General features: G+C 68.7%; 11 protein-coding genes. 4 read left to right on the forward strand and 7 right to left on the reverse strand.

Annotated elements, in window-relative coordinates:
- Positions 1-213: 213 nt before the first annotated feature.
- Genes D8S75_RS04590 through D8S75_RS04600 form a run of 3 tightly spaced genes read right to left on the reverse strand, consistent with a single transcriptional unit; the run spans position 214 to position 2,931 of the window.
- Complete coding sequence (locus tag D8S75_RS04590) at positions 214-1,071, reverse strand: YbgC/FadM family acyl-CoA thioesterase (protein WP_119964783.1); 858 nt, start codon at positions 1,069-1,071, stop codon at positions 214-216.
- A 5-nt stretch (positions 1,072-1,076) separates the two neighbouring features.
- Positions 1,077-2,039: an alpha/beta hydrolase gene (locus D8S75_RS04595; RefSeq protein ID WP_442475025.1), complete on the reverse strand. Its 963-nt coding sequence runs from the start codon at positions 2,037-2,039 to the stop codon at positions 1,077-1,079.
- Positions 2,040-2,061: 22 nt separating this feature from the next.
- Positions 2,062-2,931, reverse strand: a complete 870-nt coding sequence (locus D8S75_RS04600; protein WP_119964784.1) for a 2-keto-4-pentenoate hydratase — start codon at positions 2,929-2,931, stop codon at positions 2,062-2,064.
- Positions 2,932-3,005: 74 nt separating this feature from the next.
- On the opposite strand from D8S75_RS04600, the gene gbd reads away from it, so the two are divergent.
- From gbd to D8S75_RS04615, 3 genes are all read left to right on the forward strand, one after another.
- Positions 3,006-4,142: a 4-hydroxybutyrate dehydrogenase gene (gene gbd, locus D8S75_RS04605; RefSeq protein ID WP_119964785.1), complete on the forward strand. Its 1,137-nt coding sequence runs from the start codon at positions 3,006-3,008 to the stop codon at positions 4,140-4,142.
- Positions 4,143-4,186: 44 nt separating this feature from the next.
- Positions 4,187-5,824, forward strand: a complete 1,638-nt coding sequence (locus D8S75_RS04610; protein ID WP_119964786.1) for an EAL domain-containing protein — start codon at positions 4,187-4,189, stop codon at positions 5,822-5,824.
- A 142-nt stretch (positions 5,825-5,966) separates the two neighbouring features.
- Positions 5,967-8,789 carry an EAL domain-containing protein gene (locus D8S75_RS04615; protein ID WP_119964787.1) on the forward strand — a complete coding sequence of 941 codons (2,823 nt, stop codon included), beginning with the start codon at positions 5,967-5,969 and terminating at the stop codon, positions 8,787-8,789.
- 6 nt (positions 8,790-8,795) lie between these two features.
- On the opposite strand, the gene D8S75_RS04620 is transcribed toward D8S75_RS04615, so the two are convergent.
- Genes D8S75_RS04620 through D8S75_RS04630 form a run of 3 tightly spaced genes read right to left on the reverse strand, consistent with a single transcriptional unit; the run spans position 8,796 to position 13,251 of the window.
- Positions 8,796-9,959 carry a patatin-like phospholipase domain-containing protein gene (locus D8S75_RS04620; protein WP_119964788.1) on the reverse strand — a complete coding sequence of 388 codons (1,164 nt, stop codon included), beginning with the start codon at positions 9,957-9,959 and terminating at the stop codon, positions 8,796-8,798.
- Positions 9,960-9,995: 36 nt separating this feature from the next.
- Positions 9,996-10,841, reverse strand: a complete 846-nt coding sequence (locus D8S75_RS04625; RefSeq protein WP_119964789.1) for an HDOD domain-containing protein — start codon at positions 10,839-10,841, stop codon at positions 9,996-9,998.
- A gap of 46 nt (positions 10,842-10,887) precedes the next feature.
- Positions 10,888-13,251, reverse strand: a complete 2,364-nt coding sequence (locus D8S75_RS04630) for a Tex family protein (protein ID WP_119964790.1) — start codon at positions 13,249-13,251, stop codon at positions 10,888-10,890.
- 126 nt (positions 13,252-13,377) lie between these two features.
- Between D8S75_RS04630 and D8S75_RS04635 the strand changes: the two genes are divergently transcribed.
- Positions 13,378-13,977 (forward strand): Lcl C-terminal domain-containing protein, encoded by a 600-nt coding sequence (locus D8S75_RS04635; RefSeq protein WP_119964791.1) that lies wholly within the window; start codon positions 13,378-13,380, stop codon positions 13,975-13,977.
- 1 nt (position 13,978) lies between these two features.
- Here the strand turns inward: D8S75_RS04635 and D8S75_RS04640 are convergent, their stop codons facing one another.
- Complete coding sequence (locus tag D8S75_RS04640; protein ID WP_119964792.1) at positions 13,979-17,116, reverse strand: bifunctional diguanylate cyclase/phosphodiesterase; 3,138 nt, start codon at positions 17,114-17,116, stop codon at positions 13,979-13,981.
- Positions 17,117-17,160: the final 44 nt, after the last annotated feature.

Genomic DNA, 17,160 nt, shown 5'->3' on the forward strand with positions numbered 1-17,160 from the left:
TGCGTGTATCGTGAAGTCATCTGTGCAAGTTACCTGAGGTTCAGGTGTTGCACTTCAGATTTGAGACCGCCCTTACTTTTCTTTGGCGAAGCAAAGAAAAGTGAGTCGGCTGCCGGGCCGAGACCCGGCCTCTGCCCTTCGCAAATCCCTGACCCCAACAATAAAAACGATAGCTACCAGCGATTACCAGATAAGCCTTTGAGCCCAAAAGCCCTATAAAACACTCTCCATGGAAACATGGCGAATCCCCGCCTCCACGAACGGCTCCCCGCGCACCACGAACCCCGCGCGCTGGTAAAAGCCCTCGGCGCTGGCCTCCGCATCCAGCACCACCCGCCGGTCGCCACGCGCGCGGGCAGCGTTCAGCAGCGCATCAAGCACCTGCCGGCCCCAACCCGCGCCGCGCAGCTTGCCGTCCACGGCCAGGCGGCCGATGCGGCCCACGTCCGGCGCTTCCTGCAGCAGGCGGCCCGTGGCGACGGGCATGCCCAGGTGGTTGCGCAGCACGGCATGGGTGGCCCTCGCGTCGTGCGCATCGGCCTCCATCTCGGCCGGTATGCCCAGTTCCTGCACGAACACCGCCTGGCGCAGCCGGGCGGCATCGGGCCCGAGCGCGTCCCAGCTGCCCACATGCACGGCCGCCATGGCTTCGCCGGTCTCGAAGCCCGTCAACAGCGCGCGCAGCGCGGGCGGCACCGGCTTGGAGGTTTGCGTGGCCGGGTCGGCGAACACATAGACGAGTTCGGCCGACACCAGCAGCGTCTCGCCCCGGAACAGCCCCGCCTGGAACAGCACCGAGGAATTGCCCACGCGCTCGCAGCGCATGCCCACGTCCACGCGGTCGTCGAGGTGTGCCGAGGCGTGGTATTCGAGCGAGGCCTTTTTCACGTACATGTCGCCGCCCAGGGCCAGCATGCTGTCCTCGTAGGGCAGCGCCAGGGCGCGCCAGTAGTCCATCATGGCGGTGTCCACGTACATCAGGTAGTGGGCGTTGAAGACGATTTTTTGCATGTCCACCTCGGCCCAGCGCACGCGCAGGCGGTGGAAGCAGCGGAAATCTCGGCGTTGCATGGTGTTCACTCCAGTCCAAAGGCCCGGCGCAGCGCGGCGGCCGCGTCGGCATGGGCCTGCAGCGCCTCGGGAATGGCGCGGCCCATCTTGATGAATTCGTGCGTGACGCCGCGGTAGATCTCCAAGTCCACCGCCACGCCCGCCGCGCGCAGCTTGTCGGCGTAGTCCACGCCTTCGTCCACCAGCGGGTCGCACTCGGCCAGGCCGATCCAGGCCGCTGCCACGCCCTCCACGTCGTCGGCGTGCAGCGGCGCGAAGCGCCAGTCCTCGCGCTGCGCGCGCGTGGTCACGTAGTTGCCGAAGAACCAGCTGATCGCCGGCTCCTCCAGCACCAGGCCGCGCGCAAAGGTGGCGTGCGAGGGGGTGTCCTGGTGCGCGGCGCAGCCGGGGTAGAACAGCAGCTGCAGCGCCAGCGGCAGGCCGGCGTCGCGCGCCAGGATGGCGTTCACGGCCGAGAGCGTGCCGCCCGCGCTGTCGCCGCCCACGGCCAGGCGCGCGCGGTCGCCGCCCAGGGTGTCGGCATGCGCGGCCAGCCAGGCCAGCGCGTCCCAGGCGTCGTGGCAGGCCGTGGGGAACTTGTGCTCGGGCGCCAGCCGGTAGTCCAGCGACACCACCATGCAGCCGGCGCGCCGCGCCAGCTCGCGGCACAGCACGTCGTGCGTGGCGATGCTGCCGATGGTGAAACCGCCGCCGTGCAGGTACAGCAACACGGGCAGGCCCGTATCCAGCGATGGTGCATACAGGCGCGCGGGCATGGCATGGCCGTCGCGGGCGCGGATGGTGAAGTCGTCCACGCGGGCCAGCGCGGCGCGGGGGACTTCGAGCACGTCGGCGCCGGCCTCGTAGGCAGCGCGCGCCTGGGCGGGCAGGAGTGTGTGCAAGGGCGGGCGCCCCGCGCGCTCCATGCGCTGGAGCACGCTGCGCATCTGCGGGGTAAGGCGGGTGTGGTGGATGTGCAGGTCGGTCACCAGGGGCGGTTCTTTCGCAAGGTCATTTGAAGGTCACGCGCACCGGGGCGGCACCCGGCAGGCCGTCGTAGGTGGCCGTCACCGACAGGCCGGCCTTGGGCGGCAGCAGCGGCGAGAACGAGCCCAGGCTGACGAGATCGCCCGGCTGCAGGGCCAGCCCCTCCTGGGCCAGCGCGCCGGCGAGCCACACCACGGCGTTGAGCGGGTGCTCCAGGATGTCGCTGCCCTTGCCCCCGCCCAGGCTGGCACCGTTGGCATCCTGCAGGGATACGCGCATGTCGCGCAGGGCATCGAGCAGGGCATAGCGCTCGGCACGCAGCACCGGCACGGCCAAGGGCGAGCCCGCCACGCCCAGGCGCGCGCCGACGTTGATGGCGCTCACGCCAGCGCCGTTGAGCTTGGGCGGTGCCTGCACCAGCAGGTCGGGCAGTTCGATGAACGGGATCACCTGGTCGATGGCTTCGAGCACGTCCATGGGCGTGCGCGCCCGGTTGATGGCCGTGCTCTTCACGCGCACCAGCATGTCGGCCTCGTACAGGGGGCGCGCGCCGAAGCCGGCCTCCACCGTGGCACCGCTCGGCAGCACCATGCCTTCGTAGAGCTTGCCCCACACGGGCTTGTCGGTGTTGAAGCGCTTTTGCACCGCCGGGTTGGTCAGCCCCGCCTTGTAGCCCACCACCTTGCCCATGCGTTGCGCCAGCAGCGCGTTGACCTTGGCGCGCGTGCAGGCGCCGTCGGCGTCGGAGAGGTTGTCCGGATTGGCCGCCGGGGTCTTGGCCACGTAGCTGGCCACCAGTTCGGCGGCCTGCGTGTCGCTCAGGCAGGCCGCCTGGGCGTTTGTCGCAAAAGCGACGGCCAGGGCCAGGGGAATCAGGCGGGAAGGCTTGGTCATGGGTGTCTCCGGGTTTAAAGTGTTTGCACTTATCGTAAACGCAAGCCGGCAGTTCCCGCTGTCGCACCCACGCCATGGCCTTCATCTACTACGTCACCCAGATCCAGTTCGAGTACGGCGCCGTCCAACTGCTGAAACAGGAATGCGAACGCGTGGGCATCACGCGCCCCCTGGTGGTCACCGACCCCGGCGTGAAGGCGGCCGGCGTGCTGCAAAAAGCGCTGGACGCCCTGCCCGGCATGCCCGTGGCGGTGTTCGATCAGACCCCCTCCAACCCCACCGAGGCCGCCGTGCGCGCCGCCGTGGAGGTGTACAAGGCCCAGGGCTGCGACGGCCTGATCGCCGTGGGCGGCGGCTCGGCCATCGACTGCGCCAAGGGCATCGCCATCGCCGCCACGCACGAGGGCCCGCTCACGCACTACGCCACCATCGAGGGCGGCTCGCCGCGCATCACCGAGCGCGCGGCGCCCCTGATCGCCGTGCCCACCACCAGCGGCACGGGCAGCGAGGTGGCGCGCGGCGCCATCATCATCGTGGACGACCACCGCAAGCTCGGCTTCCACTCCTGGAACCTGGTGCCCAAGACGGCCATCTGCGACCCCGAACTCACGCTGGGCCTGCCGCCCATGCTGACCGCCGCCACCGGCATGGACGCCATCGCGCACTGCATGGAGACCTTCATGTCGGCCGCCTTCAACCCACCGGCCGATGGCATCGCGCTCGACGGCCTGGAGCGCGGCTGGGCCGCCATCGAGCGCGCCACGCGCGATGGCTCCGACCGCGAGGCGCGCCTGAACATGATGAGCGCCAGCATGCAGGGCGCCATGGCCTTCCAGAAAGGCCTGGGCGCCGTGCACAGCCTGAGCCACAGCCTGGGCGGCGTGAACCCGCGCCTGCACCATGGCACGCTCAACGCCATGTTCCTGCCCGCCGTGGTGCGCTTCAATGCGCAGGCCCCGTCGGTGCAGAAGGACCGGCGCCTGGAGCGCATGGCGCACGCCATGGGCCTAGCCAGCGCCACCGACATCCCCGAGGCCATCCGCGACATGAACGCCCGCCTGGGCCTGCCCACGGGCCTGGCCGCCATGGGCGTGACCGAGGCGCTGTTCGACGACGTCATCAAGGGCGCGCTGGCCGACCACTGCCACAAGACCAACCCGCGCGTGGCCACGGCCGAGGAATACCGCGAACTGCTGCGCGACAGCTTGTAACACCCTGTGCTAGGCTGGCGGCACAACCACAAGGAGGCCGCCCGATGAAGCACACCCTCGCCCTGGCGGCGGCGTTCATGGTGGCCGCCATCGTGGTGCCCATCGCGCTGGCACTGCAATTCGCCGGGCAGCAGGCGCGGCAGGACGAGCAGGCCTACCTGGCATCGCTGGCCGAAGAGGTGCTGCGCCGCGCCGTCCTCACGCGCCAGCAGATCGTCGCGGCCGTCGACGCCATGCAGGCCCGGGCGGATGCGCCCTGCTCCGAGGCCGGCATCGCGCTCATGCGGCAGATCAGCATGACATCGCCCTACCTGCAGGCGGCCGGCGTGGTGCGCGACAACGCCCTGGTGTGCTCCTCGCTGGGCGTGCACGAGCCGCCGCTGGCACTGGGCACCGGCCAGGGGCGCACCGCCACCGGACTGCGCGCCTGGGTGGGCGTGGACCTGCCCATCATTCCGGGACAGCTATTCAACGTCTACAGCGACGCGCATGGCAATGCCGTCATCGTCCACCCGGAGCAGATCATCGACATCGTGGTGCGCAGCACCGACGTCGTGCTCGCCGTGGTCGTCAACGACCCGGGCTTCGTCTCGCGCTCGCGGGGCAGCGTCGCACCAGATTGGCTGGCCAGGATCGCGCGCAGCAAGAACACCATGGCGGCGCAGGCCTTCGAGACCGATTCGCACACCGTGGTGCTGCGCTCGTCGGGCGAGCACAACGTCTCCGGCCTCGCGGCCGCGCCGCGCTCCTACATCGACGGGCGCATGCGCCGGCTCACCTGGATCATGCTGCCCATTGGCCTGGCCGCCGGGCTGCTGCTGGCGGTGGCCGTGGTCCTGCTGGCGCGCCAGCGCATGTCGCTCAAGACGGAATTGCGCCTGGCCCTGCAGCGCAAGGAGTTCTTCCTGCGCTACCAGCCCATCGTCGACCTGCGAGACGGCAGCGTGGTGGGCGCGGAGGCGCTGCTGCGCTGGCAGCGGGTGGACGGCACGCAAGTGCCGCCCGACGTCTTCATTCCCGTGGCGGAGCAGACCGGGCTGATCCAGGACATCACACGCCATGTCATGGACATGGTGGCGCGCGACATGGCCGGGCTGCTCCAGCGCCGGCCGGGCTTCCATGTCAGCATCAACTTCTCGGCGCTCGACCTGCAGCCCAAAGGCCCCATCGAGCACATCGCCCCCCTGCTCCAGGCCCTGCAGGCACCGCCCGGCGCCGTGGTGCTGGAGATCACTGAACGCAGCTTCGTGGACGCGAGCATCGCCCGCCCGCTGGTGCAACGCATCCGCGAACAGGGCGTGCGCGTCGCCATCGACGACTTCGGCACCGGCTACTCCAACCTCTCGGCCCTGGCGTCGTTCGAGATCGACTACCTGAAGATCGACAAGTCGTTCGTGGACACCATCGGGCTGCAGGCCGTCACCAGCCAGGTCGTGCCCCACATCATCGAAATGGCCAAGACGCTGGGGCTGGAGATGATCGCCGAGGGCGTGGAGACCCAGGAGCAGGCCGACTACCTGCGCTCGCGCGGCGTGCAGTTCGCCCAGGGCTGGCTGTACGGCAAGCCCATGGCGGTCGAGGACCTCATGGCGCGGGTCGATGCCTGCGCGGAGCCATCGCTTGCTCCCGCCGATGGAGACCCTGCCCAAAGGGCTTGCAGCGGCAACCTGCAGAGCACATGAATTTGCCATTTTCTTGGCTTTACGCCCTGGGGAAGAGCGCCTGTAGCTATCATTTTTGATAGCCACGGCCGAAGGCTAAACTCGCGCCGGAAACAATTTCTAACAAACAAACGCCGCGATCCTCGCGAAGCCACGCCATTCCATGCCCCAAGTCACACTCGCCACATGGCTCGCGAAGGGAACCTATCCCAGGCTGTTTCTCCCCATTCTGCTGATCATCCTCCTGGCCACCGGGGTTCGCTACCACTTCCTGCTCAGCACCGAAACCGAGGAAGTCCATGCCCGATCAGCGGCAGAGCTCAGCCGCATCGGACTCCTGGTGCTGCCCGTGCTCACCCAGAATCCTGCGTCCGGCCGCGCGGCCATCGAACATGCGCTGCAGGAACATGCCGGCCAGCATGTGCCCGCCCTGCGATCCTTGCTGTGGCAGGTGGATGGCGCCACCACGCTCGAACTGCATCCGCCCGCCCTCCAGCAGACGGCCCCGGCCTGGCTCGTGCAATACCTGCGGATCACGCCCCCCCAGAAAACATTTGTCCAACCCCTGCCCCAAGGGCAAAGCGGCCGGCTGACCCTCGTCCTGCAACCCGAGCCGCTGGTGGACCAGGTTTGGAAAACCGTTCTGGTCCAGGCCAGGCTGTCCGCGCTGAACATTTTCATCATCCTGCTGCTGTTGACCCTGCTGCTGCGGGCCAACGAACGCATGCTGGGCCGCCTCGCGCATGCCACCGACCAGTTCAAGCATGGACACCTGGACACCCGGATGGACGTCAGCGGCACGCTGGAGGCCCGCGCGGTGGCCGCCACGTTCAATGCCATGGCGGACCAAGTCCAATCCCTGGTCGTTTCGCTCAAGGAAACCCAGCAACAGCAAGGCGAGCAACTGCATTTCACGCGGCAACTGATCGACGCGCTGCCCCTGCCGGTTTTCGTGCGCGACTCCAAGGGCCTGTGCCTCGATGTCAACAAGGCGTGGGAGCACCTGTTCAAAGCGCAGGCAAGCCATCAGGTCGGGCAGCCCATGCCCCAGGGGTTCTGCCTCCCGGCCGCGCCGGACACCCTCCCCGCCGCACGGGCGCAGCAGCCCGGCGCCAGCGAGATCCAGGTGCGCGCGGCGGACCAGGCCATCCGGGACATGGCGTATTACCAGGCCCCCTTCACCACGGCCAACGGCATGACGGCCGGAACCATCGGCACGCTGGTGGACATCACGGAGCGCAAACACGCCCAGGAAGCCTTGCGCGCCGAAAAGGAACGCGCCGAAGTCACGCTGGCCTCCATTGGCGACGGCGTCATCACCACCGACGTCCATGGCCGCATCGAGAGCATCAACGAAGCAGCGCAGCTCATGACCGGATACACGGCCGAACAGGCCGTCGGACGCATGCTCGATGGTGTCTTCAGGTTCTTCGAGGAGCCCGTCAGCCTCACGACACCCAGCGGATTCGGCCATGAACTGCGCAGCAGCACGCTCCACCAAGCCGCGCAACAAGTCCTGATTCACCGCTCCGGGGAACACTACGCCATTGAATACACCGCCGCCCCCATCCAGGAAGGCAACGGCGCCTCCGCGGGCTGCGTGCTGGTTTTCCGGAACGTCACGGAAACCCGTGATTTGCGCGAGAAGCTGTCCTGGCATGCCCGCCACGACGCATTGACCGGGCTTCACAACCGCGCGGCGCTGGCCGAGCGCCTCACGCACGCCATTTTCACCACCCGGCAACGCGGCAAGCTACTGGCCGTCTGCATGCTGGACCTGGACCACTTCCAGTCCCTCAACGAGCAGCATGGCACGCGAACGGGGGACCGCCTGCTCAAGCAAGTGGCCTTGCGCTTGAGCGCCTTCGTCACGCCATCGGATGCCGTGGCCCGCATGGGTGGCGATGAATTCGCGCTGCTGCTGGGGGATCTGCCCGACGCACGGGCCGTCGAGGAACGCGTATCGCTGCTGCTGTCCCAGCTATCGCAACCCTATGCCATCGACAACCTCACCTTGCCCGCCACGGCAAGCATTGGCGTGGCCGTGTTTCCGCAGGACGACGCCAGCCCCGACACCTTGCTGCGCCATGCGGACCAGGCCATGTGCCACGCCAAGCGCACGGGCCGCAACCAGGCGCACCTGTTCGACGTGCAGCAGGACCAGGAGGTACAGACCCTGCATTCGCAGCAGACCCGGGTGGCACAGGCACTGCGCGGCGGCGAGTTCCGCCTGCATTACCAGCCCAAGGTCAACCTGCGGACGGGCGAGATCCTGGGCATGGAAGCGCTGCTGCGCTGGCAGCACCCCGGACAGGGACTGCTCGGCCCACAGCATGTCTTCCCTCTGATCGACGACACCGACCTGATCGTCGAGGTGGGCGAATGGGTGCTGGAGCACGCGCTCATGCAGCTGCGCGCCTGGACCGCCGCGGGCATGCCCTGGACGGTGAGCGTGAATATCGCGGCACGGCATTTCCACCGCCCAGATTTCGTGGAACGCCTCAAAATGGCTCTCCAGGCCTGTCCGGAAGTCTCTCCCGCACAGCTTGAGCTGGAGATCCTGGAATCCGCCGCGCTGGAGGACGTGAATTACATGCGCGGCATGATGCAGAGTTGCCAGGCCCTGGGCGTGCGGTTCGCGCTGGACGATTTCGGCACCGGCTTTTCATCCCTGTCCTACCTCAAGCGCCTGCCTGCGGAAACGATCAAGATCGACCAATCGTTCGTCAAGGGCATCCTCGAAGACCACGACGACCTCACCCTCGTCAGCGCCATCGTTGGCTTGGCCACGGCATTTCAGCGCAAGGTCATCGCCGAGGGGGTTGAAACACAGGCGCACTGCGAAAAACTGTTGCACCTGGGGTGCGAGCTGGCGCAAGGCTACGGCATCGCACGGCCCATGCCCGCCGACAAGGTGCCTGAATGGGCCCAAGGCTACCGCGCAGCCACAGCCACCGCCCAACCAGGGGCATGCGTCTCGCCGTGACCGCCGTCACGGCGCCGCCAGGGGCCGAAGCACCGCCGCATCGGGCCGCTCCAGCCATTCGGCGAATTCCTCCGCCAACCGCGCGCTGGCCGACACCGCCGCCTGCCAGGCGCGCACGCGCCCCGGGGTATCGCCGGCATAGTGCATGAAGTCCTGGCGGTCGGGCAGCTTGGCGTTGGGCAGGCCGCGCACCCATTCGGGGTTGGGCGCCAGCACCACCATGGTGTCGAGCGCGGTCGTGGCCTTGTGGCGCCACTTGAGTTGCTTGTCGAGCCAGCCCGGCACCACCGCGCGCTGGAAATGCGGGTACAGCACCAGGCCTGGTGATTCAGGGCCTTTTTGGCTTCCAGCGCCCTCCTGGCAAGCGCCAGAAGCTATGTTTTTCATAGCATCTCCCGCGCCATAGCGCAGGTGCAGGTGGTAGTCGGTGATGCCGCCGTCCCAGTAGGCGCCGGGCGGCGCGCCCGGAATGTGGTGCACGGCCTGCAGCACGAACGGGATCGAACAACTGGCCTGCAGCGCCGGCATGAAATTGGCCGGCGTCAACGCCACCTGGCGCGTGCGGTAGTCGCGCGTGCCGAAGGGCAGCGGCGCGCACACGCCCTGCGGACCGGGCGAGGAAAACACCACGCGCTCCAGCCACGCGCCCATGGCCGGGCGGTGCACCGCGTTGGCCAGGAAGGCGCCCAGGTAGCCCAGCGGCGTAGCGATGCCGTGCTCGCGCGCCAGCAGGTGGCGCCCGCGCGCCGTGACGATGTGCAACCGGTAGCGCGGGTGGCGCAGCAGCGCCTCCACCTGGCCGCCGTAGAAGGCCTGCAGCGTCTGGCCGAACCGTTCGCTCACATGGCGGGGCGTGGGCCGGCTGCGGCCGGGCGGCGGCTCGTAGTGCTGGTGGATGTAGTCATGCTCCAGCCGCTCGAAGGCCGCCAGGCTGCCCGGCAGGCAGGCCGTGGCCATGCGCCAGGCGCCGATGGAGGCCCCCACCAGGTGCACCTCGTGCGCGGAGCGGGCCAGCCATTCACCGAAGATGAAGCGGTCCAGCGGCCCCAGGATCAGCCCCTTGGGGCCGCCGGCCGCTGCGGGAATGGTGCGCACATCCTGCGGCTGCAGGCCATGGCGGCGCAGATGCGCCAGCGCCACCGGGCCGGCATGGATGTGCAGGGCTTTCATGCGGCGAAGCGCGCGGGACCGGTGCGCGGAGGCCTCTCAGACAAGGTAGTCCGCGGCCTCGGGCTCGGGTTCGGGATCGGTCTTGGGGGTCCAGTCGATCGGGTCCTGGCGCAGCACCATGTCGATGTCCAGCCCCAGGGCCAGGCCCACCTGATCGGGGAAGGTAACCACCATTTCCCGCTCATCGAGCCCCGATTCGTGGGCCCGCACGCGCCATGCGGCCAGGTGGATCACGCCCGCCAGCGGTTCATAGGCGCGGTTGTCGAACGGCGCGTGCTGGTAGCTCAGCGCATCGACCACCACCGCAGGCAGTTGCCAGCGCCGCGCCAGCGCCGCGCTCACGCGGCCATAGCAGTAGCCGAAGATGCGCGATTCGACCTTGCCCCGGCGGATGTCCAGCGGCGGCACCAGGGTGTTGAGCGACTGGATGCGCTCGGGGTCGGCCAGGTGGATCAGCAGCTCGCCCAGGCCGTGCAGCAGGCCGGCGGTGTAGGCGGCGATCTGGTTCTGGTGCACGCTGCCCGCGAGCGAGCGCGCGAACTTGGCGGTGTGCAGGCTGTAGCGCCAGAACTGCTGCAGGTTGATGCCTGGCACCGAGCGCGAGGTGGTGCCCAGCGTGGCCGAACTGACCAGATCACGCAGGTGCGACGTGTTCAGCAGGGCCAGCGCCTCGGGCACGCCCGCAATCTGGCGCGGCCCCTGGAAGCCATCGGAGTTGGCCAGCTCCAGCAGGCGGGCGGCCAGCGCGGGGTCGGACGCGAACAACTGGTTGACGCGCCGCAGGTTGGGCTCGTCATGGGCCAGCTCGTTCATGAGCAGCGCCACCGCGCGCGGCAGGCTGGGCAGAACGGCAGGCATGGCCAGCAGGGCATTCAAATCCATGGGATCAGCGCTGGGGTTGGTGTCCTGCCGATTATGTACCCACTTGTTACCGGTTTTTGACCTGTTGGAGTTTTGCAAATGCCGAGGCCATGGCGCTTTGCGGCGCCGGCTCATTGCCACGGCGCGCCGGCTGCTGCTGGCGCCCTGCCCCCTCGAAGCGGTTGTCGCGGTAGCCCCCTCGCTCGCCGCCCTGGCGCGGCGCATCGCCCAGCTTCATCGACAGGCTGATGCGCTTGCGCTCCACGTCCACCTCCAGTACCTTCACCTTGACGATGTCGCCGGTCTTGACCACCTCGCGCGCGTCGTTGACGAACTTGTGCGCCAGCTGGCTCACGTGCACCAGCCCATCCTGGTGCACGCCCAGGTCCACGAAGGCGCCAAACTGCGCCACGTTGCTCACCGTGCCCTCCAGCACCATGCCCTCCTTCAGGTCGGCGATGTCTTCCACGCCGTCGTTGAAGCGCGCCACCTTGAAGTCGGGGCGCGGGTCGCGGCCGGGCTTTTCCAGCTCTCCCAGGATGTCCTTGACGGTGATGACGCCGAATTTCTCGTTCGCGAACAGCTCGGGCTTGAGCGTCTTGAGCATATCGGCCCGGCCCATCAGCTCGGCCACGGGCTTGCCGGTCTTCGCCATGATCTGCTCGACCACGGGGTAGGTCTCGGGGTGCACGCCGGTCATGTCGAGCGGGTTGTCGCCGCCCCGGATGCGCAGGAAGCCCGCCGCCTGCTCGAAGGTCTTGGGGCCCAGTCCCGCCACGTCGAGCAACTGCTGGCGGCTCTTGAACGCGCCGTGCGATTCGCGCCAGCGCACCACGGCCTTGGCCACGCTGCCCGAGAGGCCCGACACGCGCGAGAGCAGCGGCACGCTGGCCGTGTTCAGGTCCACGCCGACGGAGTTCACGCAGTCCTCGACCACGGCGCCCAGGGTGCGCGCCAGTTCGCTCTGGTTCACGTCGTGCTGGTACTGGCCCACGCCGATGCTCTTGGGGTCGATCTTCACCAGCTCGGCCAGCGGGTCCTGCAGGCGGCGCGCGATGGAGGCGGCGCCGCGCAGGCTCACGTCCACGTCGGGCATCTCCTGGCTGGCGTATTCACTGGCGGAGTAGACCGAGGCGCCGGCCTCGCTGACCACCACCTTCTCGATCACGCGGTCCACCTTGGCGGCGAGCTTGATGAGGTCGGCGGCCAGCTTGTCGGTCTCGCGGCTGGCCGTGCCGTTGCCGATGGCGATGAGGTTCACGCCGTGCTTCCCGGCCAGCTTGGCCAGCGTGTGCAGCGAGCCCTCCCAGTCGCGGCGCGGCTCGTGCGGGAACACGGTGGCGGTCTCCACTAGCTTGCCGGTGGCGTCGCACACGGCCACCTTCACGCCGGTGCGGATGCCCGGGTCCAGACCCATCACCACGCGCGGACCGGCGGGCGCGGCCAGCAGCAGGTCGCGCAGGTTGTCGGCGAACACCTTGATGGCCACCTTCTCGGCGTCCTCGCGCAGGCGGGTGAACAGGTCGCGCTCGGTGGACAGGGCCAGCTTGACGCGCCAGGTCCAGGCCACGCACTTGCGCAGCAGGTCGTCGGCTGGGCGGCCCGCATGGCTCCAGCCCAGGTGCAGGGCGATCTTGCCTTCGGCCAGGCTGGGCTTGCCCGGTTCGGGCTCGACGGGCTGCACCAGCTTGGCTTCGAGGATTTCCAGCGCCCGGCCCCGGAATACGGCCAGCGCGCGGTGCGAGGGCACGCGACCGATGGGCTCGTCGTACTCGAAATAGTCGCGGAACTTGGACACCTCGGGGTCGTTCTCGTTCTTGCCGTCCACCTTCTTGGAGCGCAGCAAGCCTTCGGCCCAGAGCCACTCGCGCAGCTGCTGCACCAGCGCGGCGTCCTCGGCCCAGCGCTCGGAAAGGATGTCGCGCACGCCATCGAGCACGGCGGGCACGGTGGAAAAATCAGCGCCGGGCTTGCCGTCGTCCAGCACCTCGGGCGGGCGCAGGAAGGCCTGCGCTTCCACGGCGGGGTCCAGCGTGGGGTCGGCGAATAGCCTGTCGGCCAGCGGCTCGATGCCGAACTCCTTGGCGATCTGGCCCTTGGTGCGGCGCTTCTGCTTGAACGGCAGGTAGATGTCCTCCAGCTCCTGCTTGGTCGGCGCGGCGGCGATGGCGGCGCGCAAGGCATCGGTCAGCTTGCCCTGCTCGTCGATGGCCTTGAGCACGGCGGCGCGGCGCTCTTCCAGTTCGCGCAGGTAGGACAGGCGCGCTTCCAGCTCGCGCAGCTGGATGTCGTCCAGCCCGCCGGTCACTTCCTTGCGGTAGCGGGCGATGAAGGGCACGGTGGCGCCGCCGTCAAGCAGTTCCACGGCGGCGCGGACCTGCGATTCCCCGATTTTGATTTCTGCGGCCAGTTGCCGGATGATCTGCTGCATGTGCTGCTGGTGTTGAAAACGCGAAGCGCGCGAGTTTGCCACAGCCGGCCGCGCCCCCGTGGCCCACGCACGGTACCATCGGCGCGGGACCGTCCCCCGAGCCACAACCCTGGAGCCCGCCCCGCCATGAAGCCGATCTTTCCCGCCTGCCGCACATGGAGCGCCTGCCTGGCCACCGCCCTCGCCACCACGGCCGCCTGGCCGCAGGACAGCGAAGCCCCCCAGGCACCGCAGCCGCCCGCGCGGCTCGTGCCGTCGGAAGACGGCGCCCTGGTGATCGACCAGCGCTCAAAAGTCGCCTGGGCGCGCTGCGTGGAGGGCACGCAGTGGAACGGCAAGACCTGTGCCGGCCTGCCCCTGCTGTTCGACCGCGCCGAGGCCATGGCGGCCGCGAGCGCGCGCGCCAAGACCGACGGCGTGGCCTGGCGCCTGCCGCGCGCCAACGAGCTGCGCCATCTGGTGAACAAGCGCGCCATTCCCCCGGGGGTGGATGCGGCGCTGTTCCCGGCGGCGCCGGGCACCTGGCACTGGAGCAGCACCACCAAGATCCGCACCAACAGCATCAATGCCTACAACTACGGCAGCGCCATGCGGGGCAGCACCGGGGGCACCACCAGCCACATGTCGGTGCGCCAGGCCTGGGCCGTGGACATGGGGTCGGGCGAAGCCAGCGACGTGGACAAGACCAGCCGGCTGCCAGCGCGGCTGATCCGCCCCTGGCCCTGACTCAGCCGGAAAGGCCTTCGCCGAGCAGCGCGTCGATCTGCGCTGCCGGCACCGGGCGGCTGAACCAGTAGCCCTGCGCCTCGTCGCAGCCGGCCTGGGCGAGAAAGTGGCGCTGCTCGTCCGTCTCCACGCCCTCGGCGATCACGGTCAGTTGCAGGTTGTGGCCGAGCTGGATGACGGCGTTGACGATGGAGGCGCCGTCCGAACCCAGGAGCATGTCGCGCACGAAGGACTGGTCGATCTTGAGCTTGTCCACCGCCAACTGCTTGAGGTAGGACAGGCTGGAATAGCCGGTGCCGAAATCGTCGATCGAAAGTTTCACTCCCAGGGCCTTGAGGCCGTGCAGGGTGCGGATGGTGGCTTCCACATCCTGCAGCAGGATGGATTCGGTCAGCTCCAGCTCCAGCAGCCCGGGCCGCAGGCCCGAGGCCGCGATCGCCGTGGACACCAGGTCCAGCACATTGCCCCGCTTGAACTGCAGGGCCGACAGGTTGACCGCCACCACCGGAGGCCGCTCCAGCCGGTCCTGCCAGATCCGGCCCTGCCGGCAGGCCTCACGCAGCACCCATTCGCCGATGGGCACGATATGGCCACTGCGCTCGGCCAGCGGGATGAACGTTCCGGGCGGCACTAGCCCATCGGTGGGATGCTGCCAGCGCAGCAGGGCCTCCACGCCGGTGATCCGGCCCGAGCCCAGGTCGATCTGGGGCTGGTAGTGCAGCAGGAATTCCTGGTTGCGCAAGGCACTGGACAGCCCGCCCGTGAGACGGATCTGCTCCAGCATGCCGGTGTTCATTTCCCGGGAGAAGAAGCGGTAGGTGTTGCGCCCCGCCTCCTTGGCGCTGACCAGCGCCGCGTGGGCGTGCTTGAGCAGGCTCTCGAAATCGGCGCCGTCCTCCGGGTGCATGCCGATGCCGATGGAGCACGCCACGTTGAGCATGCCGCCCTCGATGGGAATCGGCTCGACCAGCGCATCGCGGATGGCATGCGCCACCCCGGCCACGGCCGGCGCGTCCTGGTGGCCTGCGAGCATCACCACGAATTCGTCGCCGCTGAGGCGGCAGACGGTGGCGGTGACGGGCACGCAACGCCGCAGGCGCTCGACCACCTTGACGAGCACCTGGTCGCCCTGCGAATAGCCCAGGCTATCGTTGATCTGCTTGAAATGGTCCAGATCCATGTACAGCAGGGCGATCCGGCTCTGGTCGCTCTGGGCCACCAGCGCGGCATGCTCGAAGCGGTCGCGCAGCAGCAGGCGGTTGGGCAGATGGGTCAGCGGGTCGAAATGGGCCAGGAACTCCAGCTGCTCCTTGGCCTGCGCGTGCTCCACGCGCGTGCGCAGGGTGGTGATGCCGAAGGCCAGGTCGGAGGCCAGTTCGATCAGCAGGCGGATCTCTTCGGGATCGAAGCTGTACTCCTCGTGGGAATACAGGGCCAGGGCCCCCAGCACCGTGGCGTCGCAGACCAGCGGCAGGGCCACGCAGGAGCGCAGGCCCCTGCGGTCGGCCTCCTCGCGCCAGAATGCCATGCGCGGGTCGGTCGGGATGTGCTCGACCACACAGGGCTGCCCCGTGCGGATGGCCGTGCCCACCGGGCCGCGCCCACGCGGCACATCGGCCCAGGAGATCGGCAGGTGCTGGACCGAGCCGTCATGGTCGCCCGACTGCGCCATGAGCCGCACCGTGCGCGCCTCGTCGTGCAGCGCATAGCCCACCCAGGCCAGGCGGTAGCCGCCGCGCTCCACGCACAGGCGGCAGATCTCCATCAGCAGGCCCGGCTCCTCCTCGGCATGCACGAGCGCCATGTTGCAGTCGCTCAGCAGCCGCAGGTCGCGGTTGGCGCGCTCCAGGGCCAGCTTGTCCATGCGGCTGGCGGTGATGTCCTGCACCGTGCCGATGGAGCGCAGGGGCCGGGCGGAATCCGGGTCGTAGAAGGTTTCCCCCCGCTCGTGCACATACTTGATCCGGCCGTCCCGCATCTTCAGGCGATGGGTCAGGTGATAGGGTTCCTTGCTCTCGATGGAGCGCGCATAGCCCTGGCGGACCAGCTCGCGGTCGTCCGGATGGATGGCTTCGAGGAAGGCGTCATAGGAGGCCTGGAACTGCGCCGGGTCGATCTCGAAGATGCGGAAGGTCTCGTCGGACCAGGTCAGCACGTTCGTCGCCAGGTCCAGCTCCCAGTGACCGATCAGGGCCAGCCGCTGGGCTTCTTTCAGGCGCGTCTCGCTGCGCTGCAGGTCCCACTGCGCCTGCTGGCGCTCATCGGTCATGTGCTTGAGCTTGAGCTGCGTTTCGGCCAGGCGCGCCAGCACCGTGCCCGGCTGCGCACCGGCGGCCTGCGGCGGGATGGAGAAATCCCCCTGCCCCAGGCGCGTGATCCGGGCATGCACCTCGTCCACCGAGCCCCCCATCACGGCGCGCAGCGCGCGCGCGGTGCGGTAGAGCATGAACACCAGGGCCAGCCCGCAGGCCACGAAGACCCAGCGCAGGAACAGCGCGCGGCGTTCGGCCTGTTCCACTTCGCGGCGGGTCCGCTCCGTCATGAGGCCGTAGAAAAGGTCCACCGGCTGCAGGATGGACGCCTTGGCCGCGAGGTAGTTCGCGTCGTGCAGCATGGCCAGGGCCTGCGCATGGCTGGCGCCCGCGCCGCTGCCCTGCGCCTGCCGCAGTTGCATGGCTTCGCGCTCCAGGCGGGTCAGGCCATCGGAGCGCGCCTTGGCCTGCGACAGCAGGTCGAACTCCTGGGGCGTGAAACCGGCCTCGCGCATCAGCTCCAGCAAGGGTGTCTTGCGCTCGCTGTCCGGCCGGGGGGCGGAGCCGGTGGCGGTGGCCATGTCCCAATAGCTGCCGTCATAGCGCTCGGGGCGGGCCTGGAGGCCGTCGCGGATGTCCAGGATGTGCTGGTAGTTGCGCGTGAACCGCTCATCGCCCGTGACCACGTACAGCCGGGCCATGCGCGTCAGATCGTCGGAGGACTGGCGCATCTCGTCGGCCAGCAGGTGCGACTGCAGGCGGTGCCGGTTGGCCACGTCGATGGTCTTTTCCGCGCTGACGTAGACCACGAACGCCACCGCCATGACCATCAGAACGGCCAGGGTGTACCCGATATGGCGCGTGAACGAGGAGGATGTCTGGGACATGGCGCGGAACGTCCGGACCATTCTAGGGGGCATTGCCCACCGGA

The sequence above is a fragment of the Simplicispira lacusdiani genome (assembly GCF_003604195.1).
Lineage (GTDB): Bacteria > Pseudomonadota > Gammaproteobacteria > Burkholderiales > Burkholderiaceae_C > Simplicispira > Simplicispira lacusdiani.